The sequence below is a fragment of the Klebsiella sp. 141198 genome (genome assembly GCF_050600785.1).
Lineage (GTDB): Bacteria > Pseudomonadota > Gammaproteobacteria > Enterobacterales > Enterobacteriaceae > Klebsiella > Klebsiella aerogenes.
On sequence record NZ_JAQIRM010000003.1, the window covers coordinates 525,806 to 552,746 of the forward strand.

A 26,941-nucleotide genomic window follows, 5' to 3' on the forward strand; every position below is an offset into this window, starting at 1 on the left:
GCCACGCACATTATGCTCACTCGGTTGCGAGAAATAGTCGAGAAGGTCGCCAGCGCGCCGCGTTTAAACGAGGCGCTGGATATCCTGGTTACGGATGTCTGTAAAGCGATGGAAACGGAAGTTTGTTCGGTTTACCTGGCTGACAACGATCGACGCTGCTATTACCTGATGGCCACGCGCGGGCTGAAAAAACCTCGCGGGCGCACAGTCGCACTCGCATTTGATGAAGGTCTCGTGGGGCTGGTGGGGCGTCTGGCCGAGCCTATCAACCTGGCCGATGCGCAAAAACATCCCAGCTTTAAGTATATTCCAGCCGTTAAGGAGGAACGCTTCCGCGCCTTCCTTGGCGTGCCGATTATCCAGCGGCGTCAGCTGCTGGGCGTGCTGGTGGTTCAGCAGCGCGAACTGCGCCAGTTCGATGAAAGCGAAGAGTCCTTCCTTGTCACCCTCGCCACCCAGATGGCCGCTATTCTCTCCCAATCGCAGTTAAATGCGCTGTTTGGGCAGTATCGCCAGACCCGCATCCGCGCGCTGCCGGCATCATCCGGGGTGGCGATTGCCGAAGGCTGGATGGATGCCAGCCTGCCGTTGATGGAGCAGGTCTACGAGGCCTCGACGCTGGATACCGCTTCCGAGCGCGAACGTCTCACCGGCGCGCTGGAAGAGGCGGCGAATGAGTTTCGTCGCTACAGCAAGCGCTACGCCGCCGGAGCGCAAAAAGAGACGGCGGCTATTTTTGACCTCTATTCGCACCTGTTATCCGATGCGCGCCTGCGCCGTGAGCTATTCGATGAAGTCGACAAAGGCTCCGTCGCTGAATGGGCAGTGAAAAAAGTCATTGAGAAATTTGCCGAGCAGTTTGCCGCGCTCAGTGATGGCTACCTTAAAGAGCGGGCGGGGGATTTGCGTACTCTCGGGCAGCGGCTGTTGTTTCATCTCGACGACACCACCCAGGGGCCGAATACCTGGCCTGAGCGCATTATTCTGGTGGCCGATGAACTGTCGGCAACCACGCTTGCGGAAGTGCCGCAGGACCGCTTAGTCGGGGTGGTGGTGCGCGACGGCGCGGCCAACTCCCACGCGGCTATCATGGTGCGTGCGTTGGGCATCCCGACGGTAATGGGCGCCGACATTCAGCCGTCACTGCTGCATGGCCATACGTTGATCGTTGATGGCTATCGCGGCGATCTGTTGGTCGATCCCGAACCGGTGCTGCTACAAGAGTATCAGCGGTTAATCAGCGAAGAGAACGAGCTGAGCCGGCTGGCGGAAGACGATCTTGAACGCGCTTCCGAGCTGAAAAGCGGCGAACGGGTAAAAGTGATGCTCAACGCCGGCCTGAGCCCGGAGCATGAAGAGAAACTCGGCAGCTTTATCGATGGTATCGGGCTTTACCGCACCGAAATTCCGTTTATGTTACAAAGCGGCTTCCCCTCCGAAGAGGAGCAGGTCGCCCAGTATCAGGGCATGCTGCAGATGTTTAACAGCAAGCCCGTGACCCTGCGAACGCTGGATATCGGCGCCGATAAACAACTGCCGTATATGCCGATTAGCGAAGAGAACCCGTGCCTTGGCTGGCGCGGGATCCGTATTACGCTCGATCAGCCAGAGATCTTCTTGATCCAGGTGCGCGCCATGCTGCGCGCTAATGCCGCCACCGGCAATCTCAGCATCCTGCTGCCGATGGTCACCAGCCTCGAAGAGGTTGACGAAGCCCGCCGCCTGATCGAGCGCGCCAGTCGCGAAGTCGAAGAGATGATTGGTTACGCGATTCCGCGCCCGCGCCTTGGGGTGATGCTGGAAGTGCCGTCAATGGTCTTTATGCTGCCGCAGTTGGCAAACCGCATCGACTTTATCTCCGTCGGCACCAATGACCTGACGCAATACATCCTCGCGGTCGACCGCAATAATACCCGCGTCGCCAATATGTACGACTGCCTGCACCCTGCGGTATTGCGGGCGCTGGCGATGATTGCCCATGACGCCGAGCGTTTTGGTATCGATCTGCGCTTGTGCGGCGAAATGGCCGGCGACCCGATGTGCGTCACCATCCTGGTGGGCCTCGGCTATCGCCATTTGTCGATGAACGGCCGTTCGGTCGCGCGCGTGAAATATCTGCTGCGCCGTATCGATATCGAAGAAGCGCAGGAGCTGTCACGGCGCAGTCTGGAAGCGCAGATGACCACGGAAGTGCGCCACCAGGTGGCGGCATTTATGGAGCGCCGCGGTCTCGGCGGCCTGATCCGCGGCGGACGGTAACGTAGATACTGTTATCGGTTTGCAACTTTTTAAGGGTTTTCCCGGACGCGGCGCGTTGCGCCTTCTCCGGGCTACCAAATCGCATCGCGCTGTACCCCTGGTAGGCGGCATCGCCACCGGGGCATTTTGAGATCGCCATCACCAATAGTGTCAGCCATCATGGTGAATAAATTAAAGGCAGGCCGCACGGCCGTAGGTCGGGTAAGGCGTTAGCCGCCACCCGACAAAAAAACGGCACCGCGTAGCGAGCCCGGGGAACAACCGCACGCTGTTAGCATCCTTATACATATCTTTTACACGTTCAGCGCGGATCGCACTACATGCTTATGCTATCATTCGCCTCCTTCGGAGTGCCCGTTTTAAGCGGGCACGGATCATCACCGCTGTCCACTTTCGGCGGAATAACAAGTCTTTATGGTGACAGATGAATAGTGGCTACCTGCATTTTCCGGAGTTCGATCCGGTAATATTTTCCATTGGACCGGTCTCTCTCCACTGGTACGGCTTAATGTACCTGGTTGGTTTCGTCTTTGCGATGTGGCTGGCCACCCGTCGGGCCAATCGTCCGGGCAGCGGCTGGACGAAAAATGAAGTGGAAAACCTGCTCTACGCGGGCTTCCTCGGCGTATTCCTCGGCGGCCGTATCGGCTATGTGATGTTCTACAACCTGCCGGTCTTCCTTAGCGACCCGCTATATCTGTTCCGCGTCTGGGATGGCGGCATGTCGTTCCACGGCGGCCTGATCGGCGTGATTCTGGTGATGATTATCTTCGCCAAACGCACCAAGCGTACCTTCTTCCAGGTCTCCGATTTTATCGCGCCGCTGATCCCGTTTGGCCTCGGCGCCGGGCGTCTGGGCAACTTTATCAACGGTGAGCTGTGGGGCCGCGTTGACCCGAGCTTCCATTATGCGATGATTTTCCCGGGCTCGCGCGCTGAGGATCTGGCGCTGCTGCCGTCGCATCCGGAATGGCAATCATTATTCGATACCTACGGCGCGCTGCCGCGTCACGCCTCGCAGCTTTATGAGCTGGCGCTGGAAGGCGTGGTGCTGTTCTTGATCCTGAACCTGTTTATCCGTAAACCGCGCCCGACCGGTTCCGTTTCCGGCCTGTTCCTGATTGGCTACGGCCTGTTCCGCATTATCGTGGAATTCTTCCGTCAGCCGGACGCACAGTTTACCGGCGGCTGGGTGCAGTACATCAGTATGGGGCAGATTCTTTCGATCCCGATGGTGCTTGCGGGTATCATTATGATGGTTTGGGCTTATCGTCACCGTCCGCAGCAACAAAACTCTTGAGGAACCATGAAACAGTATCTTGATTTGATGCAGAAAGTGCTCGCTGAGGGCACGCCAAAAAATGACCGCACCGGCACTGGCACCATCTCTATCTTCGGCCATCAGATGCGTTTTAACCTGCAGGAAGGCTTCCCGCTGGTGACCACCAAGCGCTGTCATTTACGCTCCATCATCCATGAACTGCTGTGGTTCCTGCAGGGCGACACCAACATTGCCTATCTGCACGAAAATAACGTCACCATCTGGGACGAGTGGGCGGATGAGAATGGCGATTTGGGGCCGGTTTACGGCAAACAGTGGCGTTCCTGGCCCGCGCCGGACGGCCGCCATATCGACCAGATCGGCACGGTCATGGAACAGTTGAAAAATGACCCGGACTCCCGCCGTATCATCGTGTCGGCATGGAACGTCGGTGAGCTGGATAAAATGGCGCTGGCGCCGTGCCACGCGTTCTTCCAGTTCTACGTCGCCGACGGCAAACTCTCCTGCCAGCTGTATCAGCGCTCCTGCGACGTGTTCCTCGGCCTGCCGTTCAACATCGCCAGCTATGCGCTGCTGGTGCATATGGTGGCGCAGCAGTGCGATCTGGAAGTGGGCGATTTTGTCTGGACCGGTGGTGACACTCATCTCTACAGCAATCACCTGGAGCAGACTAACCTGCAGCTGAGCCGCGAACCGCGTCCGCTGCCGAAGCTGGTCATTAAGCGCAAACCGGCGTCGATTTTCGACTACCGTTTTGAAGACTTCGAAATTGAAGGTTATGACCCGCATCCGGGAATTAAAGCGCCTGTGGCGATTTAACGTCTCTGTAGTGATGACAAACCGGCGCCAGCAGCGCCGGTTTTTTTATGCCCTTTGCAGAATTTTGCGAGCCTGATTTCTGACGCCGCTCAATATCCTGCAACTGGCGAATTTTTTCCCGAGCCGCGACGCGAACCGTAGATTTACCATTCGAATGGATAATCAGAGCAACGCATACTCGACGCCATGAACAGACAGCATGGCTACACCCTAATTGAAATGCTGGTCACCATGATGCTGGTGGTCATCCTCAGCGCTAGCGGTATGTACGGCTGGCAGCGCTGGCAACAGCAACAGCGCTTGTGGCAGGTCGCCTGCCAGGTGCGCGATTATCTCGTGCTGCTGCGCGATGACGCCAACTGGCACAACCGCGACCGCGTCATTAGCATCGGACAATCGCCCGCCGGCTGGTGTCTGAGCGCAAGCGGGATGGAGGCTGACTGTCACGCGAAAACGCCTTTTACCCTACAGCCGCTATGGCCGGGAATTACGCTGCAACATTTGACGGCGGGCATTGGTTTTTACGGCCTGCGCAACAGCGCCTGGGCCGGACATATCCTGTTGCAAGGCGATGGCGAAGCGTGGCGGATTGTTGTCTCTAACTGGGGACGCATACGCCTGTGTCGGGAAGGGGAGGAATTATGCCAGTAGCGGCGCGCGGTTTTTCGCTCATTGAAACGCTGATTGCTATGGCGATTGGCTCGGTATTACTGCTCGGAGCCGCTCGTTTCCTTCCGGCGCTACAGCGCCAGATTCTTCGCCAAACGCAGCAGCAGGCGCTGGAAAATGAGCTATGGCAGCGGGTCTATACGTTAGCCAAACATTTGCAGCGCGCCGGATATTGCGCGGGTCACTGTAATGGTCAGGCGCTGGTGATTGCCGACGGCGGGCAGTGCGTTATTGTTCGCTGGGATGGTAACGGCAACGGCATTTGGGAGCTGGCGCCGGAGGCCGATGCCGATTCTACCGGTTTTCGCCTGCGCGATGGGGCGCTGGAAACGCGGCGCGGCGTCACTGACTGCGGCGGTAAAAATTGGGAGAAAATGACCAATCCCGCAGCCATAACGGTAACGAGTTTTCACGTTGAGCGGCAGGCGATAAGCGGGTTCTCTCCTGAACTTATCGTTACCCTGGGGGGGCAGGCGCAATCGGACTCGCGTATTTCCACCGAGGCGCAATATCGGGTAACGGGGTTCAACCTGTGAAACGCCAGCGCGGAGTTTCATCGCTACTGATGGTACTGCTATTACTGGCGTTGGGCAGCCTGCTGCTGCAGGGAATGAACCAGCAGCAGCGATCGCTGCTGGCGCAGGTGAGCGCCGAAACCCAGGCGATTCGCGATACGGCCGCCGCGCAGTCGGCGCTGCAGTGGGGCAAAGGAGTGAACTGGCCGCTGCAAAGCGCTGTGGTGTGTCAACTGGAAAACAGTCAACGCTGGCGCGCATGCCTGCGGCTTTTTAATGATGGCCGCGCGCTGCTTATCGCCGGCAGCGGTACAGTACAGCTGTGGCAGTCAGCGTGGGTTGAACAGGGCGAGCTGCGCTATTTAGCGCATGGATGGAGCGATTTTTGCCCGTTAAAGGAGAGTGCGTTATGCCTGATGCCGTAGCGCGCCAGCGCGGTTTTAGCCTGGCGGAGACATTATTAGCGATGGCGCTGTTAATCATGACCATCGCGGCGCTTGGCGGTTATCATCGGGGGCTAGCCGGCGGCGCCGCTCAATTGAACGCCTATCGCCAGCAGTGGCGGGAAGCGTGGCGCTTTAGCCAGCTCATTCCCCCGGCACAGCCCGCGAAAGGGCAAATAAGCCGCTTGCAGACATCCAGGCAAAGTTGTGTCAGCATCACGGTAACGATCACCATGCCCGCCGCTAAGCGGGTGCAGATGAACCGGCTACATTGTCCGGTAAATCAGTAGTCAGGAGCGAATATGTTAAGGGTGTACCACTCAAACCGTCTGGATGTGCTTGAAGCGTTGATGGAGTTTATCGTCGAGCGCCAGCGGCTGGATGACCCTTTCATGCCGGAAATGGTGCTGGTGCAAAGTACCGGTATGGCGCAATGGTTGCAGATGACGCTGGCAAAGCGCTTCGGTATTGCGGCGAATATCGAGTTTCCGCTGCCGGCCAGCTTTATCTGGGATATGTTCGTTCGCGTGCTAGACGATATTCCCGGCGAGAGCGCCTTCAGTAAACAGAGCATGAGCTGGAAGCTGATGACCCTGCTACCGCAGTATCTCGACGATGAAGCCTTCACATTACTGCGCCACTATCTGAGCGATGATAGCGACAAACGTAAGCTGTTCCAGCTTGCCGCGCGGGTGGCCGACCTGTATGACCAGTATCTGGTTTATCGCCCGGAGTGGCTGATGCGCTGGGAGGCCGATGAACGGGTGGACGGGCTGGGCGACGCTCAGCAGTGGCAGGCGCCGCTGTGGAAAGCGTTAGTCGAATACACCGCAGAGCTTGGGCAACCGCTGTGGCACCGCGCCAATCTGTACCAGCGCTTTATCAGCGCGTTGGAAAATGCTGACCAGCCGCCAGCCGGGCTGCCGTCGCGGGTCTTTATCTGCGGCATCTCGGCGCTGCCGCCGGTGTATTTGCAGGCCCTGCAGGCGCTGGGTAAGCATGTCGATGTCTATGTACTCTTCACCAACCCCTGTCGCTACTACTGGGGCGATATTAAAGATCCAGCGTTTCTTGCCAAACTGATGTCGCGCCAGCGCCGCCACCACCGCGAGGCGCGCGAGCTGCCGCTGTTCCGCGACACTGAACAGGCGCCGGGATTGTTTAATGATGATGGCGAGCAGGATGTCGGCAATCCGCTGCTGGCCTCGTGGGGCAAGCTCGGGCGCGATTATATCTTTCTGCTGGCAGGGCTGGAGCGCTATGAAGAGCTGGACGCCTTTGTCGATATCGCCCCCGATAACCTGCTACATAATCTCCAGGCCGATATTCTGGAACTGCGCAACGCCGCGGTGGCGGGACGCACCGCGCAAGAGTTCGCCAGCAGTAAGAGTAAGCGTCCGCTGGCGAATGACGACCGCAGCCTGGCTATCCACGTCTGCCATAGCCCGCAACGTGAAGTGGAAGTGCTGCATGACCGACTGTTGGCGATGCTGGAAGAAGACCCGGCGCTGACGCCGCGCGATATTATCGTTATGGTCGCCGATATCGACAGCTACAGTCCCTATATTCAGGCGGTTTTCGGCGCGGCGCGCGGCGAACGCTGGCTGCCGTGGGCGATTTCCGACCGACGGGCGCGGGAATCGCACCCGGCGTTACAGGCGTTTATCACGTTGCTTTCTCTGCCGGACAGCCGCTTCGCCAGCGAAGATGTGCTGGCGCTGCTGGATGTGCCGGTACTGGCGGCGCGCTTCAATATTAATGAAGAGGGGTTGCGCTACCTGCGCCAGTGGGTCAATGAATCCGGCGTACGCTGGGGCATGGATGACGACAACGTGCGCGAAATGGATCTTCCGGCGACCGGCCAGCACACCTGGCGTTTTGGGTTAACGCGTATGCTGCTGGGGTATGCGATGGACAGCAGCCAGGGCGAGTGGCAGTCGGTGCTGCCCTATGATGAATCCAGCGGGCTGATTGCCGAACTGGTAGGGAATCTCGCGTCGTTACTGATGCAGCTTAATCTGTGGCGCCGCGGTCTGGCGCAGGATCGCCCGCTGGCAGAGTGGCTGCCGGTGTGCCGCGATCTACTCACGGATTTCTTCCTGCCGGATAGCGACACCGAAGCGGCGCTGGCGCTGATTGAACAGCAATGGCAAGCCATCATCGATGGCGGTCTGGATGCGCAGTACGGGGCTGCCGTGCCGCTATCGCTGCTGCGCGATGAGCTGGCGCAGCGCCTCGATCAGCAGCGGATCAGCCAGCGTTTCCTGGCCGGGCCGGTGAATATCTGCACCCTGATGCCGATGCGCTCTATCCCTTTCAAGGTCGTCTGCCTGCTGGGGATGAACGATGGCGTCTACCCGCGTACACTCGCGCCGCTGGGCTTCGATTTAATGAGCCAAAAACCGCAGCGCGGCGACCGTAGCCGTCGCGACGACGACCGCTACCTGTTCCTGGAAGCGCTGATGTCGGCCGAACAGAAGCTATACATCAGCTATATCGGCCGCTCAATTCAGGATAACAGCGAGCGCTATCCTTCGGTGCTGGTACAGGAACTGGCTGACTATATCGGTCAGAGCCACTGCCTTGAAGGCGATGAAGCGCTGGACTGCGATGCCAGCGAACGCCGCGTTAAGGAGCACATTACCCATCTGCATACGCGTATGCCATTCGATGCCGCCAATTATCTGCCGGATGAAGATCAGAGCTATGCAAAAGAGTGGCTGGCCGCCGCCAGCCAGCAGGGAGAGGCGCATAGTGAATTTATCCAGCCGCTTGCGCCGCTCGATATCGACACGCTGCCGTTCGAACAGCTGTTACGCTTTTGGCAGCATCCGGTGCGCGCTTTCTTCCAGCAGCGTCTGCGGGTGAATTTCCGCTCTGAAGAGAGCGAGATCCCCGAAGATGAGCCTTTCGTGCTTGAAGGGCTAAGCCGTTACCAGTTGAACCAACAGTTGCTGAATACGCTGATTGAACAACAGGATGCGTCAGCGATGTATCGTCGTTTTCGTGCGGCGGGTGAGCTGCCTTTTGGCGCGTTTGGCGAACTGGCATGGGAGGCGCAGCGTCAGGAAATGCAGAACCTGGCTGAGCGGGTTATCGCCAGTCGTCAACCCGCGCAAAGTATGGAGATCGACATACAGTGCAACGGTATCAATCTCACTGGCTGGCTACAGCAGGTACAGCCGGATGGGCTATTGCGCTGGCGACCGTCGCTGCTGAGCGTCTCTCAGGGCGTGCAACTTTGGCTGGAACATCTTGTCTATTGTGCTAGCGGCGGTCTCGGCGAAAGTCGGTTGTTCGTGCGCAAAGAAGGCGAGTGGCGTTTCCCGCCACTGGCGGCGGAGCAGGCGCAGGCGTACCTGAATGAGCTGGTAGAAGGCTACCTGCAGGGGATGTCAAAACCGCTACTGCTGTTGCCGGAAAGCGGCGGCGCGTGGCTAAAAGCCTGTTACGACGCGGAAAAGGATGTCATGTTAATGGATGACGAAACGCAACAAAAAGCGCGCAGTAAGTTCCTTCAGGCCTACGAAGGTAATATGGTGGTGAGCGGCGAAGGTGCCGATATCTGGTACCAACGCCTGTGGCGCACTCTTGAGCCTGCGTACTATGAAGAGATTATCGCGCAGGCTCAGCGTTATCTGTTGCCGATATTTCGTTTCCATCAGTCCGAATAAAATTGTAATAGTATAAAAATTGCGCAAAAGAAGGTTGTTCATTTATTATGCGCAACGAATCACGGACTGATGTTGTAAATACCTTGAAGATGGCGTTTTGCCTGATGATGGGTATCCACGCTGACGCTATGCAGCGCGAAGTTTGTTAATGATGAGGTCCGTGAATGCCCCGCAGTTTATGGTTCAAAGTTCTTGTTGTAGTGGTCGCCCTCTGGGCGCCGTTAAGTCAGGCAGACACCGGATGGCAACCGATTCAGGAAACCATCCGCAAAAGCGAAAAAGATCCCCGTCAATATCAGGCCATTCGCCTGCAAAACGGCATGGTCGTGCTGCTGGTATCCGATCCGCAGGCGGTAAAATCGCTGTCGGCGCTGGTGGTGCCGGTAGGCTCATTACAGGATCCGGCCGATCATCAAGGGCTGGCGCACTATCTCGAGCATATGACCTTAATGGGCTCGCAGAAGTATCCGCAGCCTGACAGCCTTGCTGAATTCCTCAAAATGCACGGCGGCAGCCATAATGCCAGCACCGCGCCGTATCGCACCGCGTTCTACCTTGAAGTGGAAAACGATGCTCTCAACGGCGCTGTCGATCGGCTGGCCGATGCCATTGCCGCGCCGCTGCTGGATAAAAAATATGCCGAACGCGAACGTAACGCGGTCAACGCCGAATTGACCATGGCGCGCACCCGGGACGGGATGCGCATGGCGCAGGTGAGCGCCGAAACCATCAACCCTGCGCACCCGGCTTCACAATTCTCCGGCGGTAACCTCGATACGCTGAGCGACAAGCCTGGTAGCCCGGTGCTTGATGCGCTGCACGCTTTCCGCGACCGCTGGTACTCGGCAAACCTGATGAAGGCGGTCATCTACAGTAATAAGCCACTGCCTGAGTTGGCAAGCATTGCCGCCGCGACCTACGGACGGGTGCCAAATCACGACATCAGTAAGCCGGAAATTACCGTACCGGTCGTGACCGATGCGCAGAAGGGTATTGTGATTCACTACGTGCCGGCGATGCCGCGTAAGGTGCTGCGCGTTGAATTCCGCATCGATAACAACAGCGCTCAGTTTCGCAGCAAGACCGATGAGCTGGTGACCTATATGATCGGCAACCGCAGCCCTGGCACCTTATCCGACTGGCTGCAGAAGCAGGGGCTGGCGGAAGGGATTCGCGCGGATTCCGATCCGGCCGTCAACGGCAATAGCGGCGTGCTGGCCATCTCCGCTACCCTCACCGATAAAGGCCTGGCGCACCGCGATGAAGTTACCGCCGCTATCTTCAGCTACCTGAATTTGCTGCGTACTCAGGGGATTGATAAGCGCTACTTTGATGAATTAGCCCACGTGCTGGAGCTCGATTTCCGCTATCCGTCGATTAGCCGCGATATGGATTATGTGGAGTGGCTGGCCGATACCATGATTCGCGTGCCGGTAGAGCACGTACTGGACGTGGTTAATATCGCCGACCGCTATGATGCCCAGGCGATTAAAGATCGTTTGGCGATGATGACGCCGCAAAATGCGCGTATCTGGTACATCAGCCCGAATGAGCCGCACAATAAAACCGCTTATTTCGTCAACGCGCCTTACCAGGTTGATAAAATTAGCCCCCAGACCTTCACCGACTGGCAGCAAAAATCTGCGGCCATCAAGCTGCAGCTGCCGACGCTGAACCCGTATATTCCGGATGATTTCACGCTGATTAAGAGCGATAAGGCGTACCCGCATCCGGAGCTTATCGTCGATGAGCCGACGCTGCGCGTGGTGTACGCGCCAAGCCAGTACTTTGCCAGTGAACCGAAGGCCGACGTCTCGCTGGTGCTACGTAATCCGCAGGCGATGGACAGCGCGCGCCGACAGGTGATGTTCGCGTTGAATGATTACCTGGCCGGAATTGCTCTCGACCAGCTTAGCAATCAGGCCGCGGTAGGCGGGATAAGCTTCTCGACCGGCGCCAACAACGGTCTGATGGTTAATGCCAATGGCTATACCCAGCGCCTGCCGCAGCTCTTTACCGCGCTGCTGGACGGCTACTTTAGCTATACGCCGACCGAAGAGCAGCTTGAGCAGGCGAAGTCCTGGTATGCCCAGATGATGGATTCGGCGGACAAAGGTAAAGCCTATGACCAGGCGATCATGCCGATTCAGATGCTGTCGCAGGTACCCTATTTCGAGCGTAAAACACGTCGCGATTTACTGCCGTCAATTACCTTGAAAGAGGTGATCAACTACCGCGATAACCTGAAAGCAAGAGGGCGGCCGGAGCTGCTGGTCATCGGTAACATGAGCGCCCGACAGTCCACCGATCTGGCCCGCCAGATCCAAAAACAGCTTGGCGCCGATGGCAACGAGTGGTGTCGCAACAAAGACGTACTGATCGACAGCAAACAGCTGGCGATGTTTGAGAAAGCAGGCAGCAGCACCGACTCCGCGCTGGCGGCGGTTTTCGCGCCGCCAAACGTCGATGAATACAGCAGCATGGCCGCCAGTTCGCTGTTAGGGCAGATTATTCAGCCCTGGTTCTATAACCAGTTACGTACTGAAGAACAACTCGGCTATGCGGTCTTCGCCTTCTCAATGAATGTTGGCCGCCAGTGGGGGATGGGCTTCCTGTTACAGAGTAGCGATAAACAGCCGGCTTTCCTCTGGCAGCGCTTCCAGGCCTTCTTCCCGACGGCGGAAGCCAAACTGCGGGCGATGAAACCGGAAGAGTTTGCTCAGATCCAGCAGGCGGCGATTAGCCAGATGCTGCAGGCGCCGCAAACGTTGAGCGAAGAAGCATCAAAGCTGAGCAAAGATTTCGATCGCGGTAATATGCGCTTCGATTCACGTGATAAAGTAGTGGCTCAGATTAAACTGCTGACGCCGCAAAAACTTGCCGATTTCTTCCATCAGACGGTGGTGGATCCGCAAGGCATGGCACTGTTATCCCAGGTTTCCGGCAGCCAGAACGGCAAGACGGAATACGCCGCCCCTGAAGGCGGTAAAGTATGGGAAAGCGTCAGCGCATTGCAGAAATCCTTACCCCTGATGCGAGAGAATGAATGACCGAAACCGCTGAGTCTCTTGACCCACTCCGCTTGCCCCTGACGGGCGAGCGGCTGATAGAAGCCTCTGCGGGCACCGGAAAAACCTTTACCATCGCCGCGCTATATCTACGGCTGCTGCTGGGGCTGGGGGGAGAATCCGCTTTCCCCCGGCCGGTCAGCGTGGAAGAGCTGCTGGTAGTTACCTTTACCGAAGCGGCGACGGAAGAGCTGCGTGGACGTATTCGCAGTAATATCCACGAGCTACGGATTGCCTGCCTGCGCGAAAGCGCCAGCGATCCGCTCTATGCCTCTTTGCTCGCGGAAATCGCCGATAAAAACCAGGCGGCGCAAACGCTGATGCTGGCGGAACGCCAGATGGACGAGGCGGCAGTCTTTACCATCCATGGTTTCTGTCAGCGAATGCTGAGCCTCAACGCCTTCGAGTCCGGCATGTTGTTTGAACAGCAACTGATCGAAGACGAGTCCCGCCTGCGTTATCAGGCCTGCGCCGACTTCTGGCGTCGCCACTGCTATCCGCTGCCGCGCGATATCGCCGCGGTGATCCATGAACAGTGGAAAGGGCCGCGTGACCTGCTTAAGGCGATCGACCGCTGGCTGCAGGGCGAAGCGCCGCAGCTAAAATCGCCGCCGCCCGCGGAAGAGACGCTGGCAAGCCGCCATCAGCAAATCCTTGAACGTATCAATGCGCTGAAGCAGCAGTGGCGAGAACAGGTGGGTGAAATTGAAAACGTGCTGGAAAGCTCAGGGCTCGATCGCCGCAAGTTCAACCGCGGCAACCAGGGCAAGTGGATCGAAAAGGTAAGCGCCTGGGCACAGGAAGAAACGCTGAGTTATCAGTTGCCTGATGCGCTGGAAAAATTCTCGCAACCGTTCCTCATTGAGCGCACCAAAGACGGTGGCGAACCACCGTTGCATCCCTTATTCAGCGCGGTAGAAGCGCTGCTCGCCTCACCGCTTACCTTAAACGATCTGGTTATCGCCAGGGCGATGGTGGAGATCCGCGAAGCGGTCGCCCGCGAAAAGCGGCGTCGAGGCGAACTGGGCTTTGACGACATGCTCAGCCGCCTGGACGACGCGCTGCGCGGCGACAGCGGCGAAGCGCTGGCCAGCGCTATTCGTCAGCGTTTCCCGGTGGCGATGATCGATGAGTTCCAGGATACCGACCCGCAGCAGTATCGCATCTTCCGCCGCATCTGGCGCCGTCAGCCGGATACGGCCCTGCTGCTGATTGGCGACCCGAAACAGGCGATTTACGCTTTCCGCGGCGCCGATATTTTTACCTATATGAAAGCGCGCGGCGATGTCGCTGCCCACTATACGCTGGATACCAACTGGCGTTCGGCGCCGGGCATGGTACAGAGCGTTAATCGCCTGTTCGGCCTGAGTGATAATCCATTCATGTTCCGCGAGATCCCATTCTTGCCGGTGAAGCCTGCCGCTAAAAATCAGACGTTGCGCTTTACCATTGATGGGAAGCCGATCCCGGCGATGAACATGTGGTTAATGCCTGGCGAAGCCGTCGGTTCTGGCGATTATCAGTCTTTTATGGCGCAATTGTGCGCGACGCAGATCCGCGACTGGCTCAGCGCCGGCCAGCAGGGGCGCGCGCTGCTGTGGCGCGGCGAAAAAGCCGAGCCGGTGCGCGCCTCCGATATCACCGTGCTGGTGCGTAACCGTCTCGAAGCGGCGCTCATTCGCGATGCGCTGCAGCTTTTGTCGATCCCGTCGGTCTATCTCTCAAACCGCGACAGCGTTTTTGAAACCCCGGAAGCGCAGGAATTACTGTGGGTTCTACAGGCGGTACTGGCGCCAGAGCGTGAAAACACGCTACGCAGCGCGCTGGCGACGTCGATGTTTGGCCTTAATGCGCAGGATATCGAAAACCTCAATCAGGATGAACGTGCCTGGGATGCGCTGGTAGAGGAGTTCAGTGAATACCGTCATATCTGGCGCCAGCGCGGCGTAATGCCGATGCTGCGCGCGCTGATGGGGGCGCGTCATATTGCCGAAAACCTGCTGGCGACCCACGGCGGCGAACGCCGTTTGACCGATATTTTGCATATCAGCGAATTGTTACAAGAGGCGGCGAATCAGCTGGAGAGCGAGCACGCGCTGGTGCGCTGGCTGACGCAACATATCGCCGAACCGGACAGCAATGCTTCCAGCCAGCAGATGCGTCTGGAGAGCGATAAGCACCTGGTGCAAATCGTCACCATCCACAAATCAAAAGGACTGGAATATTCGCTGGTCTGGCTGCCCTTTATTGCGCGCTTTCGCAAACAGGAGCAGGCGTTCTATCACGACCGCGATTCCTTTGCTGCGGTACTCGACCTCGGAGAGGGGGAGAATAGCCTTGAGCTGGCGGAAGCCGAGCGCCTGGCGGAGGATTTACGCCTGTTGTACGTCGCCCTGACCCGCGCGGTGTGGCACTGCAGTCTCGGGATCGCGCCGTTAAGTACCCGTCGTAGCGACAAACCTGGCAACAGCGATTTTCATCATAGCGCCCTCGGCCGCCTGCTGCAGGACGGCGAGCCGATGGACGCGGCGGGATTGACCGCGCGGCTACAGGCATTGTGCAACGATGATATTGCGTTATGTCTTCCCGATACCATGGATCAGACGCCGTGGCAGGCGCCGGAAAACGCGCTACCGCCGCTTTCGGCGCGGACGCTTGAACGTCAGGTTATGGACGACTGGCGGGTGACCAGTTATTCCGGCCTGCAGCTGCATGGTTCCAGCGCCGGTCAGGACCTGCTGCCGCGGCTCGATATCGACGCCGCGGGCGTGGGCGAGGTGGCGGAAGAGCCGCAACTCACGCCTCATCAGTTCCCGCGCGGCGCGTCGCCGGGGACTTTCCTGCATAGCCTGTTTGAAGATCTTGATTTCAGCCAGCCGGTACCGGTTGACTGGATGGCGCAAAAACTACAGTTGCACGGTTTTGGCGAAGAGTGGGCGCCGGTGTTGAGCGAATGGCTGGACGGCGTGCTGCGAACACGCCTGCCGGGGGCGGAAATCGCTCTGAATCAGCTGGGCGCGCGGGATAAACAGGTGGAAATGGCCTTCTATCTACCGATTGAACAACCGCTGGATCCGCTGCGGTTGGACGCGCTGATCCGCCGCTATGATCCGTTGTCGGCTGATACCCCGGCGCTCGATTTCCGCCAGGTCCGCGGGATGCTGAAAGGGTTTATCGATCTGGTATTTCGTCACGATGGCCGCTATTACCTGCTGGATTACAAATCGAACTGGCTGGGCGAAGACCGCGAAGCCTACACCCAGCAGGCGATGATCCAGGCGATGCGCCTGCATCGCTATGATCTGCAGTACCAGCTGTATAGCCTGGCGCTACATCGTTATCTGCGTCACCGTATTGCCGATTATCACTACGAGCGGCACTTTGGCGGCGTCATTTATCTTTTTTTACGCGGCATGGATGGGCAGGAAGGCGGGCAGGGGATCTTCACCACCCGTCCGGCGCAGCCGCTGATTGACGGTCTCGACGCGCTATTTGCCGGCGTTACCCTGGAGGTGGACTCATGACTATGGATGAACTGCTGCTGGCCGCCGCCGAGCAGCGCCTGCTGCGACCGTTGGACGTTCAGTTTGCGCTGATGGTGGCGCAGGATGCCCCTCCGGCAGTGAAGCTGGCCGCCGCGCTGCTGAGCCGGGATGCCGGAGAAGGTCATGTCTGTCTGCCGCTGTCGCGCCTCAACGCTGAAGAAGCGCTAAGCGGCAAGGCCGGCGAGATCCGTGACCAGCTGCTGGCGATGGCCGGAGAGCCGCAGGACTGGCCTCAATTGTTGCTTTCTTCGTCAGCGGTGAGCCGCGGCGACGAACCGACGCCGATGATTTTATGCGGCGACAGGCTGTACCTGAACCGCATGTGGCGTAATGAACTCACCGTCGCCCGCTTCTTTAATGAGACGAACCGGGTGCTTGAGGTCGATGAAGAGCGGCTAACGGCAACCCTGAATGAACTCTTTCCGGTAACCGACGATATCGACTGGCAAAAAGTCGCCGCGGCGGTGGCGCTGACCCGGCGCATTTCGGTGATCTCCGGCGGCCCGGGTACGGGAAAAACCACTACCGTCGCGAAGCTGCTGGCGGCGCTGATTCAGATCAACGACACGCCGCGTTGTCGAATTCGGCTGGCGGCGCCGACCGGCAAAGCCGCAGCGCGTCTGACGGAATCCCTTGGGGCGGCGTTAAGAAAACTTCCGCTTAGCGAGGAGCAAAAAGCGCTGGTTCCCGCCGATGCCAGTACGCTGCATCGCCTGTTGGGCGCGCAGCCCGGTAGCCAGCGCATGCGCTACCACGCCGGTAATCCGCTGCATCTGGATGTGCTGGTGGTCGACGAAGCGTCTATGATCGACTTACCGATGATGTCGCGCCTGATTGATGCTTTGCCGGAACACGGGCGGGTGATCTTTCTCGGCGATCGCGATCAGCTTGCCTCCGTGGAAGCCGGGGCGGTGCTTGGCGATATCTGTGCCTGGGCGACCTCCGGTTATACCGCGGCGCGAGCGCAAGAGCTGTCGCGGCTGACTGGCGCAACGGTGCCGGCGGGCGAGGGGCAGATGGCCGGAGCGCTGCGTGATAGTCTGTGTCTGCTGCAAAAAAGCTACCGCTTTGGCAGCCATTCCGGTATCGGCAGCCTGGCGCGGGCGGTCAACGCCGGTGCGCGTGCGGACGTGAAAGCGACGTTACGCCAGCCGTTTGAGGATATCGTTCTGCAGCCGCTCAGTACCACCGAGGAGTATGAAGCGATGCTGATGGCGGCGCAGGAGGGCTACGGCCGTTATCTGCAGCTTCGCCGCGAGCAGGCCGCGCCGGAACAGATGATTGCCGCCTTTGGCGAATTTCAGCTGCTGTGCGCGCTGCGTGAAGGGCCTTATGGAGTAAGCGGCGTGAATGAACAGCTGGAGCTGATGCTCCACCGTAAGCGGGCGATTACGCTACCGCGCCATTCACGCTGGTACGATGGCCGTCCGGTGATGATTTCCCGCAACGATAGCGCGCTGGGGCTGTTTAACGGCGATATCGGTATTGCGCTGGAAAGGGACGGCGAACTTCGCGTGTGGTTCCCGATGCCGGATGGCAGTATTAAATCGGTGCAGCCAAGCCGCTTGCCGGAACATGATACCGCATGGGCAATGACGGTGCATAAGTCGCAAGGCTCGGAGTTCGATCATGCGGCGCTGATCTTACCTTCTCGTAGCGTACCGCTGGTAACCCGCGAGCTGGTTTATACCGCGATAACCCGTGCCAAACGGCGCCTGTCGCTTTACGCCGACGAGCAGGTACTGGCGCAAGCCATCGTGACGCGGACTGAACGGCGCAGCGGCCTGGCGGAGATTTTCGCCGGACACGGGTAGGGGGGAAGGGCGTGAATACGCTCTTCACCTCTGATTAGTAAGCAAATAAAAGTAATAGCCAGAGTAAAGAGACTGAGTTCATGGCAAAGAAATAGGCTACGTAGCTTTTGGGAGTACTTGGTGTTGATATATCAGCAATAACAATAATTACCACTGAAATAATAAGATTAACGATGGATAAAACGATAAATAAAAGAATAACCATAGCGGCAGCGGCAGCGGCAAGGGCTGCATAGGCCGGTCCACTGTTCATCATTGCTAAAAGTAATAATATCCAAGGGTAAATAGAAATCACGGCGGTGATTTTTTTTATGTTTCTGGTAATTACGTTGGTTTTCTTTTTCATTGTTAACCTTTATCTTTTGGAGTGGCTTGTTAATATAATTAAAGAAGTCGTTCTGGTCTGATTTGTTTAGTAAATTAGTGACATTAATATCATCCACGCCACAGATATTGAATTCATGCATAAAAAATATAATGTTGCACCATTTCTTAGTGGTGGCTTGGAATTTTTTACAATAATAATGATGATTGTTGAAATGATTAAGTTGGCTATAGCTAATAAAAAGCTAACCATCAAATAGCCGAGAAATGCTGCAACGCCATTATTCGTTAAGTGCACCAGCAGTAAGCAAAACCAGGGATACAATGCAATAAATGTTGAAATGCATCCTATGTTTCTGACCAGCCAATTGCCTTTCTTTTCCATAACAAGTATATATCCTTATGTATTATTATACTTTAAAGAGTTAATGCTATACTCATTATGATTATTATTGCCATAAAAGCATAAGAATTATCCATGATGCTGAAATCGAATTCATGGCGAGAAAATAAGCAGGCGAGCCTTTGGCGAGCGGAGGTTTTGATTTCTTGGCAGAGATGATAATGATTGATGATATAATTAAATTAAGAACAGATAGAATTATGCTTAAAAAGAATATGGCCATAACTTCACCTATCGCCGCATAACCGCTTATGGGATGCTGATAGCAATCCAAAATTAATGCAATAATAATAACCCACGGGTAAATTGATACTGTGAAAGTTATTTTCTTTATATGTCTGATTAGCCAATTAGGTTTCTTTTCCATAATTATACCTGTCCTTGATGGCGCTTTTGAACTATTCTTACCGAAAATACATCGTAATTTGCTGTTAAGTATAAAGATATAGCCAAAGAAGTAACATGGTGTTCATTGCGCAGAAATAGATTTTTAGCCTTCTCGGTTTTAGCAATGTAAAAACGCTCATGCATCCGATAGTGATAAGCGAAAGTGTAAGGTTAATAATCGATAATAAAGTGATAAGAGCCAGTAGATGTAATCCATCTTCCGTAAAATTGTCGGGGGTGAGACTCTGATTAATATGTACTATCAATATTATTAACCATGGATATATAGCAATGGTGGAAACAACCTTCCGCGATCGACTAGTAATCCAATTATCAGATTTAGGCATTATCCATCATGTTTATCAATAATGTTCTGGGATTTCATTCGTTAGAAGGGATCATAGCGTTGATGCAGTGATAAAGATATACATCGATATTAAACCAGGAATAAAGCCCGGATGCTGGAAATGTGTCACTGATGTGGCGGTGATAGAACAAAATTACTGTTCTGAAGGCGTGGGATATGCCTATTTGCAGTCAGGTAGCCCGGATAAGGCGCAAGCCGCTATCCGGGGGAGTATCCGTCAGCCGAGGTCAGCCATCAACACCTTCGAACGACGCTGATAGTTGTACATCTGTTTTTTACTCTCCGGTAGCAAATCAATATCCACCGGGGTAAAGCCGCGTTCCTGGAACCAGTGAATACTGCGGGTGGTCAACACGAATAGCTTGCTGAGCCCCATCTGCTTCGCCTGGGCGGCGATACGGCTCAGCAGTACCTCGCCGCGTGACGAACTACGGTAATCCGGGTGCACCGCTACGCAGGCCATTTCGCCGATTTTCTCTTCCGGGAACGGATAGAGCGCGGCGCAGGCGATTGTGGTGTTGTCGCGCTGAATAATGGTGAATTTATCTATCTCCATCTCCAACTGTTCGCGCGAGCGACGCACCAGAATGCCTTGCTGCTCCAGCGGGCTGATAAGATCGAGGATGCCGCCGATATCGTTAATGGTTGCCCGGCGGATCTGCTCGGCGCTTTCCATGACGATCTGCGTACCGATGCCGTCACGTGAGAACAACTCCTGCAGTAGCGCGCCATCTTCCTGATAGCTAATTAAATGGCAGCGGCGCACGCCGCTGCGGCAGGCTTTCACCGCCCCGCGCAGGAAGCGTACGGTACCGGAATTATAGTCTTCTTCCGCTTCCAGCTCCTCTACCCGCGCCTGCGCCTCGTTAGGGAACAGCTCGGAAACGATCTCGCCATGTTGGTCGTAGACCCCCTGCGACGAGCAGAAGCCGATCATCTTTTCAGCTTTCAGCTTTATCGCCAGCTGGGTGGCAATCTCTTCAGAAGTGAGGTTGAAGCTCTCGCCGGTGACGGATACCGCGACCGGGCCCATGAGCACGATTGCGCCGCTGTCCAGTTGGCGATGAATGGCTTCTTCATCGATGCGGCGAATACGGCCGCTGTGGCAGTAATCCACACCATCATCGACGCCAAGGGGTTGAGCGATAATGAAATTGCCGCTCACCACGTTGATATGCGCCCCCTGCAGGGGCGTATTGCCGAGGCTCATCGACAGGCGGGCGGTAATTTCTAACTGCAGCATACCGGCGGCCTGCTTCACCAGCTCAAGGGTTTTGGCGTCGGTGACGCGGGTCTGCTTGTGATAAACCGGCTCGTGGTGATGTTCCGCGAGATTAGCGTCAATTTGCGGACGCGCGCCATAGACCACCACCAGGCGAATACCGAGGCTGTGCAATAAGCCAATGTCATTGACTATGCTGGAAAAGTTATCGTGCTCGATGGCTTCTCCGCCCAGCATGATGACAAACGTTTTTCCCCGGTGCGCGTTTATATAGGGAACAGAATGGCGGAATCCCTCGACCAGTTCAGTGCGACGCTCCTTCACCATGACAAACCCTCAATGCATGATTATTCGTAATAAGTGTATTTTTATTCTGTTTTGCTTCGTGGCGCAACCCCTAATTTGTCACTAATTTGCGAAAACATTGTGACAAAACCTTGGGTGTCAAAGTTTGTTTACCCTTTTATAGATGACAGGTTATGCGGCTTTAGTTAAAGTTTCTGGTCAATCTGTTCATTTTGGCTTCAAACGCGTTTTTTTGCTTGGGAGTGGCATGTCGGGATACAAGTCGGGATTAAGCCGCCGTCGTTTTTTACAAGGGGCGGGCGCCATGTGGTTAATGAGTGTAAGTCCGGTCGGTTTGGCCGCCGCCGCGCAGGTTGTCGCGGTGCGTATCTGGCCGTCGTCGACCTACACCCGCGTCACGGTGGAATCCAATCATGTACTGAAATATCGGCAGTTTGCGTTAAGCAATCCTGAGCGAGTGGTGGTTGATATTGAAGGCGTTAACCTGAATTCGGTCCTGAAAGGGATGGGCGGGCAGATCCGCGACGACGACCCGTATATCAAATCCGCGCGCGTGGGCCAGTTCGACCCGCAAACCGTGCGGATGGTGTTTGAACTGAAACAAAACGTCAAACCGCAGCTGTTTGCGCTGGCGCCGGTCGCCGGTTTTAAAGAGCGTCTGGTGATGGACCTTTATCCCTCTACGGCCACCGATGTGCAGGATCCGCTACTGGCGTTACTGGAAGATTACAACAAAGGCGATCTGGAACGTCAGGTACCGCCGGCAGAGAGCGGGCCGCAGCCGGGGAAAGCCGGGCGCGATCGTCCTATCGTTATCATGCTCGATCCCGGCCACGGTGGTGAAGACTCCGGCGCGATTGGTAAATACCGTACTCGTGAGAAAGACGTGGTGCTGCAGATTGCCCGTCGATTGCGCGCGCTCATTGAGCGTGAAGGCAATATGAAGGTCTTTATGACCCGTAACGAAGACGTGTTTATTCCATTGAAGGTGCGCGTCGCCAAGGCGCAGAAGCAGCGTGCCGACCTGTTCGTTTCGATTCACGCCGACGCCTTTACCAGCCGTCAGCCGAGCGGCTCTTCGGTGTTCGCGCTCTCGACCAAGGGCGCGACCAGTACCGCCGCAAAATACCTCGCGCAAACGCAGAACGCCTCAGACTTAATCGGCGGCGTTAGCAAGAGCGGCGATCGTTACGTCGATCACACCATGTTCGATATGGTGCAGTCATTGACCATCGCCGACAGCCTGAAATTTGGTAAGGCGGTGCTGCAAAAAATGGGCAATATCAACAAGCTGCATAAAAATCAGGTGGAGCAGGCGGGCTTTGCGGTACTGAAAGCGCCGGATATTCCTTCAATTCTGGTCGAAACGGCCTTTATCAGTAACGTCGAAGAAGAGCGTAAACTGAAGACCGCGAAATTCCAGCAGGAAGTGGCGGAGTCGATTCTGGCGGGGATCAAAGCCTACTTTGCCGATGGGGCGACGTTGGCCAGACGCGGATAAAAAAATAGCGCCTTCGGGCGCTTTTTTTGTAGCGGTATTTACGGATGGCAGAAACAAAAAAACACCCTTTAGGGTGTTCAATGTGTTGGTTGCGGGGGCCGGATTTGAACCGACGACCTTCGGGTTATGAGCCCGACGAGCTACCAGGCTGCTCCACCCCGCGTCCGTCTTTACTCTTCCATCGAGTAAATTTGCTTCTGATTGTAATTGGTTGCGGGGGCCGGATTTGAACCGACGACCTTCGGGTTATGAGCCCGACGAGCTACCAGGCTGCTCCACCCCGCGTCCGCGTCTACTCTTCCATCGAGTAGATTTACTTCAGATTTTAATTGGTTGCGGGGGCCGGATTTGAACCGACGACCTTCGGGTTATGAGCCCGACGAGCTACCAGGCTGCTCCACCCCGCGTCCGTGGAAGCGCACTATACTCCGCTAGCGTTCTGATGCAACCTTTTTTCGTAGAAATCGTCAATTTTGTAAGGAGTGGCGGCGAAATAGACAGTGATGGGCGGATTTTTACACAATTTGGGCTGCGGCGCGCTTTCGCGCATTTCATTAGCCGCATGGGTTTGTTATCTTCATCACGCACTAAGGCTTAGCAGCAATAAAGAAGAGATACCATGAAAGGACGTTGGGCAAAATATGTAGCGACGGGGGCAATGCTGGCGATGCTCGCCGCCTGTTCCTCGAAACCGACCGATCGCGGTCAGCAATATAGTGATGGCAAGTTTACCCAGCCGTTTTCATTGGTAAACCAACCTGATGCGGTCGGCGCGCCGATTAACGCCGGTGACTTCTCTCAGCAGGTTGGTCAGATTCGTAGCGCCTCTCCGCGTCTCTATAATAGCCAGAGCAGCGTTTATAACGCGATTCAGGAGTGGCTGCGTTCCGGCGGCGATACCCGCACGTTACGCCAGTTTGGTATTGATGCCTGGCAGATGCAGGGGGCCGATAACTACGGCAACGTGCAGTTTACCGGCTACTACACCCCGGTCGTGCAGGCCCGCCACACTCGCCAGGGCGAGTTCCAGTATCCTATTTACCGTATGCCGCCGAAAAACGGCAAACTGCCTTCCCGCGCCAGCATTTATGCCGGAGCGCTCAGCGATAACTACGTGCTGGCCTACAGCAACTCGCTGATGGATAACTTCATCATGGACGTTCAGGGCAGCGGCTATATCGACTTTGGCGACGGTTCGCCGCTTAACTTCTTCAGCTACGCCGGGAAAAACGGCTGGCCTTACCGTAGCATCGGTAAAGTGCTTATCGACCGCGGCGAAGTGAAGCGGGAAGATATGTCGATGCAGGCGATCCGTGAATGGGGCGAAAAGCATAGCGAAGCGGAAGTCCGCGAGCTGCTGGAACAGAACCCCTCTTTCGTCTTCTTTAAACCGCAGTCCTACGCGCCGGTGAAAGGAGCGAGCGCGGTACCGTTGATTGGCCGCGCGTCGGTCGCCTCTGACCGTTCGATTATTCCTCCGGGAACCACCTTGCTGGCCGAGGTGCCTCTGCTGGATAATAACGGTAAGTTTAATGGTCAATACGAGCTACGCCTGATGGTGGCGCTGGATGTCGGCGGGGCGATTAAAGGCCAGCACTTCGATATCTACCAGGGCATCGGCCCGGATGCGGGTCATCGCGCCGGTTGGTATAACCACTATGGCCGCGTGTGGGTACTGAAAAACGCGCCAGGCGCCGGTAGCGTCTTTAGCGGTTAACGTTTAAACGTCCGTATGTTTCTAACCCGGATCCGCGCAACGCGCCGGTCCGGGGTCTCCACTTTATTCTGAGGTTTTATGTCTGTAGTAATCAGCGATGCCTGGCGCCAGCGGTTTGGCGGCACGGCGCGTTTATATGGCGAAAAGGCGCTGCAGTGTTTTGCCGAGGCACATGTTTGCGTGGTCGGGATCGGCGGCGTCGGTTCATGGGCGGCGGAAGCGCTGGCGCGAACCGGGATTGGCGCGATTACGCTGATTGATATGGATGATGTCTGCGTCACCAATACCAATCGCCAAATCCACGCCCTTGGCGGCAACGTTGGGCTGGCGAAAGCGGAAGTGATGGCCGCGCGTATACGTCTCATTAACCCGGAGTGCCGGGTTACGGTTATCGATGATTTCATCACGCCGGAGAACGTAGCGGAATACCTGGGAACGGGCTTTAGCTATGTTATCGATGCTATCGATAGCGTCAGGCCAAAAGCGGCGCTGATCGCCTGGTGCCGGCGTTATAAAGTCCCATTGGTCACGACCGGCGGAGCCGGCGGGCAAATTGATCCGACGCAGATCCAGGTCGCCGATTTGGCGAAAACAATTCAGGATCCGCTGGCGGCGAAACTGCGTGAGCGTCTGAAAAGCCAGTTCGGCGTAGTGAAGAACAGTAAAGGAAAGCTGGGCGTCGATTGCGTCTTCTCGACCGAAGCGTTGGTTTATCCGCAGGCGGATGGCAGCGTATGCGCAATGAAAAGCACGGCGGAAGGGCCGAAGCGGATGGATTGCGCCTCCGGTTTTGGCGCGGCGACTATGGTGACGGCGACCTTTGGTTTTGTCGCCGTATCCCATGCGTTGAAGAAGATGTTGGCAAAAGCGCAGCGTCAGGGGGAATAGCCCGGCAGGCGTTTCCCCGGAGGGCGCAGAACCGTAGCCCGGCTCAGCGTAGCGCAAGCCGGGGAGACGGCGTTTGAATTAGTTCTCGCGGGCGGCGGCGAGCACCGCGTCGCTTAGCGCCTGCAGCCCCTGACTGCGTGAAGCGCTAAGCTGCCCGCGCAAACCCAGCTCATCGAATAGCGCCAACGGATCTTTCGCTAAAATCTCAGCGGCGCTTTTTCCGTCGCAGGCGGCTAACAGCACCGCCAGCAGACCGCGCACGATACGCCCTTCACTATCGCCAAAGAAGCGCATCTTGCCCTCGGCATCAACCTGATACCCCAGCCAGACGCGGTTTTCGCAGCCCGCAATCTCTTTCGCCTGCGCCCGCTGGTCATCCGTTAATGGCGGCAGTTTCTTACCCACTAAAATCAACTGGCGGTACTTATCTTCCCACTGGGTCAGCGGGGCGAAGGTCTGGCGCAGCATCGCTTCACTGAGCGCGGCGCTTAAAGGTTGGGAAGTCATCATTAATCCACCAGTATTTCCAGCGCGCGGTCGATAGCGTGTACCAGCGCATAGACATCATCTTGCGTATTGTACGGCGCGAATGAGGCGCGCAGCGTACCGCTGACGCCTAATGCCGCCAGTAGCGGCTGCGCGCAATGTTGCCCGGCGCGTAGCGCAATGCCGGACTCCGCCAGCAGCGTAACCATATCGCTATGATGTACGCCCTCGAAATCAAAGGCCAGCAGGCTCGAATCCTGGCAGCGGAACGAACGAAAGCCGGGCCGTTTTGCCAGTTCATCTTCCGCAAGCGTCGCCAGGCTACGGCTCCAGTTTTCCGCCTGTGCAAGATCGATCTCCTGCAGCCATTCCAGCGCGGCGCTGAGGCCGATAACGCCGGCGACGTTGGGCGTCCCGGCTTCAAGCCGCCAGGGGGCGGGCTGGGTTTTAAAACCATCGAACGAGACTTCAGTAATCATTTTGCCGCCGCCGAGCCACGGCGACATCTCCGCCAGCAGGTCGCTTTTGCCATACAGCGCGCCAATACCCGTTGGGCCATACAGCTTGTGGGCGGAGAAGGCATAAAAATCGATATCCAGCGCCTGCACGTCGGCGGGGAAGTGCACCGCCCCCTGCGCGCCATCAACCATCACTATCATTCCCGCCTGATGGGCGAGAGCAATAGCCTGCTGCAGGTCGGGGCAGCCGCCGGTGACGTTAGACATCTGGCCAATCGCCAGCACCCGGCTGCGCGGAGAAATAAGCGAAGGGAGTTGCGCGACATTCGGCAGACGATCGGCGCCCAACGGCAGCTTGACCACCCGCGCGCCGGTTTGTTCGGCAACCATCAGCCACGGCACCAGGTTGGCGTGGTGTTCGGCTTCGCTGACGATTATCTCATCGCCAGGATGCAGGCGCGGGCGCACGTAACTCTGCGCGACCATATTGATGGCTTCGGTGGTGCCGCGGGTCCAGACGATATCTTTGCCGGAAGGCGCGTTAAGCCAGTTGGCGACGCGTTCGCGCGCCGCCTCGTAGCGCTCGGTAAGATGCTGGGCGGCGGCAAACTGGCTGCGGTGGACGTTGCCGGCGCTCAGGCGATAAAACTGGTCGCTGGCATCGATCACGGCCAGCGGTTTTAGCGCCGTCGCCGCGCTATCCAGGTAGACGCCGGCATCCGCCAGGGCTGGAAACTGGGCGCGGAAATGGGCGGGATTGAATGCGTTCATGGAATTCCTCATATCGATATCAC

General features: G+C 56.7%; 20 protein-coding genes and 3 tRNA genes. 14 read left to right on the forward strand and 9 right to left on the reverse strand.

Going from position 1 to position 26,941, the window contains the following annotated elements:
* Window positions 1-12 precede the first annotated feature (12 nt).
* The 11 genes from ptsP to recD all read left to right on the forward strand — a co-directional run bounded on the left by ptsP (window position 13) and on the right by recD (window position 18,088).
* Complete coding sequence (ptsP, locus tag PGR10_RS12450; RefSeq protein WP_047078964.1) at window positions 13-2,259, forward strand: phosphoenolpyruvate--protein phosphotransferase; 2,247 nt, start codon at window positions 13-15, stop codon at window positions 2,257-2,259.
* A gap of 424 nt (window positions 2,260-2,683) precedes the next feature.
* On the forward strand, window positions 2,684-3,559 hold the full coding sequence (lgt, locus tag PGR10_RS12455) for a prolipoprotein diacylglyceryl transferase (RefSeq protein ID WP_087858619.1): 876 nt from the start codon (window positions 2,684-2,686) through the stop codon (window positions 3,557-3,559).
* Between the two features lie 6 nt (window positions 3,560-3,565).
* Complete coding sequence (gene thyA, locus PGR10_RS12460; RefSeq protein ID WP_045373795.1) at window positions 3,566-4,360, forward strand: thymidylate synthase; 795 nt, start codon at window positions 3,566-3,568, stop codon at window positions 4,358-4,360.
* Window positions 4,361-4,546: 186 nt separating this feature from the next.
* Window positions 4,547-5,011: a prepilin peptidase-dependent protein gene (locus tag PGR10_RS12465; RefSeq protein WP_430923552.1), complete on the forward strand. Its 465-nt coding sequence runs from the start codon at window positions 4,547-4,549 to the stop codon at window positions 5,009-5,011.
* Window positions 5,002-5,565 (forward strand): prepilin peptidase-dependent protein, encoded by a 564-nt coding sequence (locus PGR10_RS12470; protein WP_430923553.1) that lies wholly within the window; start codon window positions 5,002-5,004, stop codon window positions 5,563-5,565. The genes PGR10_RS12465 and PGR10_RS12470 overlap by 10 nt, the downstream gene beginning before the upstream one ends.
* The gene (locus tag PGR10_RS12475) at window positions 5,562-5,969 is read left to right on the forward strand and encodes a DUF2509 family protein (RefSeq protein ID WP_213316465.1); all 408 of its coding nucleotides are present in this window, start codon (window positions 5,562-5,564) and stop codon (window positions 5,967-5,969) included. Before PGR10_RS12470 ends, PGR10_RS12475 begins: the two co-directional genes overlap by 4 nt.
* Window positions 5,954-6,277 (forward strand): prepilin-type N-terminal cleavage/methylation domain-containing protein, encoded by a 324-nt coding sequence (locus PGR10_RS12480; protein ID WP_087858615.1) that lies wholly within the window; start codon window positions 5,954-5,956, stop codon window positions 6,275-6,277. Before PGR10_RS12475 ends, PGR10_RS12480 begins: the two co-directional genes overlap by 16 nt.
* A 12-nt stretch (window positions 6,278-6,289) precedes the next feature.
* Entirely contained in the window at window positions 6,290-9,661 is a 3,372-nt protein-coding gene (gene recC, locus PGR10_RS12485) for an exodeoxyribonuclease V subunit gamma (RefSeq protein WP_430923554.1), read from the forward strand.
* A 164-nt stretch (window positions 9,662-9,825) separates the two neighbouring features.
* Entirely contained in the window at window positions 9,826-12,711 is a 2,886-nt protein-coding gene (ptrA, locus tag PGR10_RS12490) for a pitrilysin (RefSeq protein ID WP_430923555.1), read from the forward strand.
* Complete coding sequence (gene recB, locus PGR10_RS12495) at window positions 12,708-16,253, forward strand: exodeoxyribonuclease V subunit beta (protein ID WP_430923556.1); 3,546 nt, start codon at window positions 12,708-12,710, stop codon at window positions 16,251-16,253. The genes ptrA and recB overlap by 4 nt, the downstream gene beginning before the upstream one ends.
* Window positions 16,250-18,088, forward strand: coding sequence for an exodeoxyribonuclease V subunit alpha (recD, locus tag PGR10_RS12500; RefSeq protein WP_430923557.1), 1,839 nt, complete (start codon window positions 16,250-16,252; stop codon window positions 18,086-18,088). Before recB ends, recD begins: the two co-directional genes overlap by 4 nt.
* Window positions 18,089-18,122: 34 nt before the next feature.
* On the opposite strand, the gene PGR10_RS12505 is transcribed toward recD, so the two are convergent.
* From PGR10_RS12505 to argA, 4 genes are all read right to left on the reverse strand, one after another.
* On the reverse strand, window positions 18,123-18,434 hold the full coding sequence (locus tag PGR10_RS12505; protein ID WP_430923558.1) for a hypothetical protein: 312 nt from the start codon (window positions 18,432-18,434) through the stop codon (window positions 18,123-18,125).
* Between the two features lie 66 nt (window positions 18,435-18,500).
* Entirely contained in the window at window positions 18,501-18,797 is a 297-nt protein-coding gene (locus tag PGR10_RS12510; protein ID WP_213793490.1) for a hypothetical protein, read from the reverse strand.
* A gap of 64 nt (window positions 18,798-18,861) precedes the next feature.
* Window positions 18,862-19,182, reverse strand: coding sequence for a hypothetical protein (locus PGR10_RS12515; RefSeq protein ID WP_430923559.1), 321 nt, complete (start codon window positions 19,180-19,182; stop codon window positions 18,862-18,864).
* A 604-nt stretch (window positions 19,183-19,786) separates the two neighbouring features.
* Window positions 19,787-21,118: an amino-acid N-acetyltransferase gene (gene argA, locus PGR10_RS12520; RefSeq protein WP_430923560.1), complete on the reverse strand. Its 1,332-nt coding sequence runs from the start codon at window positions 21,116-21,118 to the stop codon at window positions 19,787-19,789.
* 226 nt (window positions 21,119-21,344) lie between these two features.
* Here argA and amiC point away from each other — a divergent pair, with 226 nt between their 5' ends.
* Entirely contained in the window at window positions 21,345-22,598 is a 1,254-nt protein-coding gene (amiC, locus tag PGR10_RS12525; protein ID WP_015703319.1) for an N-acetylmuramoyl-L-alanine amidase AmiC, read from the forward strand.
* A gap of 86 nt (window positions 22,599-22,684) precedes the next feature.
* On the opposite strand, the gene PGR10_RS12530 is transcribed toward amiC, so the two are convergent.
* The 3 genes from PGR10_RS12530 to PGR10_RS12540 all read right to left on the reverse strand — a co-directional run bounded on the left by PGR10_RS12530 (window position 22,685) and on the right by PGR10_RS12540 (window position 23,005).
* A tRNA-Met gene (locus PGR10_RS12530) sits at window positions 22,685-22,761 on the reverse strand.
* Between the two features lie 45 nt (window positions 22,762-22,806).
* Window positions 22,807-22,883 (reverse strand) — tRNA-Met (locus PGR10_RS12535).
* Window positions 22,884-22,928: 45 nt separating this feature from the next.
* Window positions 22,929-23,005 (reverse strand) — tRNA-Met (locus tag PGR10_RS12540).
* A 212-nt stretch (window positions 23,006-23,217) separates the two neighbouring features.
* Between PGR10_RS12540 and mltA the strand changes: the two genes are divergently transcribed.
* Together mltA and tcdA are read left to right on the forward strand one after the other, a co-directional pair.
* A complete protein-coding gene (mltA, locus tag PGR10_RS12545; protein WP_045377497.1) occupies window positions 23,218-24,315 on the forward strand; it encodes a murein transglycosylase A in 1,098 nt (365 codons plus the stop codon).
* Window positions 24,316-24,393: 78 nt separating this feature from the next.
* The gene (tcdA, locus tag PGR10_RS12550; RefSeq protein WP_430923561.1) at window positions 24,394-25,203 is read left to right on the forward strand and encodes a tRNA cyclic N6-threonylcarbamoyladenosine(37) synthase TcdA; all 810 of its coding nucleotides are present in this window, start codon (window positions 24,394-24,396) and stop codon (window positions 25,201-25,203) included.
* A gap of 78 nt (window positions 25,204-25,281) precedes the next feature.
* Here tcdA and csdE read toward each other — a convergent pair whose 3' ends face one another.
* Window positions 25,282-25,713, reverse strand: a complete 432-nt coding sequence (gene csdE, locus PGR10_RS12555; protein ID WP_395226583.1) for a cysteine desulfurase sulfur acceptor subunit CsdE — start codon at window positions 25,711-25,713, stop codon at window positions 25,282-25,284.
* Entirely contained in the window at window positions 25,713-26,918 is a 1,206-nt protein-coding gene (csdA, locus tag PGR10_RS12560) for a cysteine desulfurase CsdA (protein WP_430923562.1), read from the reverse strand. The genes csdE and csdA overlap by 1 nt, the downstream gene beginning before the upstream one ends.
* Window positions 26,919-26,941: the final 23 nt, after the last annotated feature.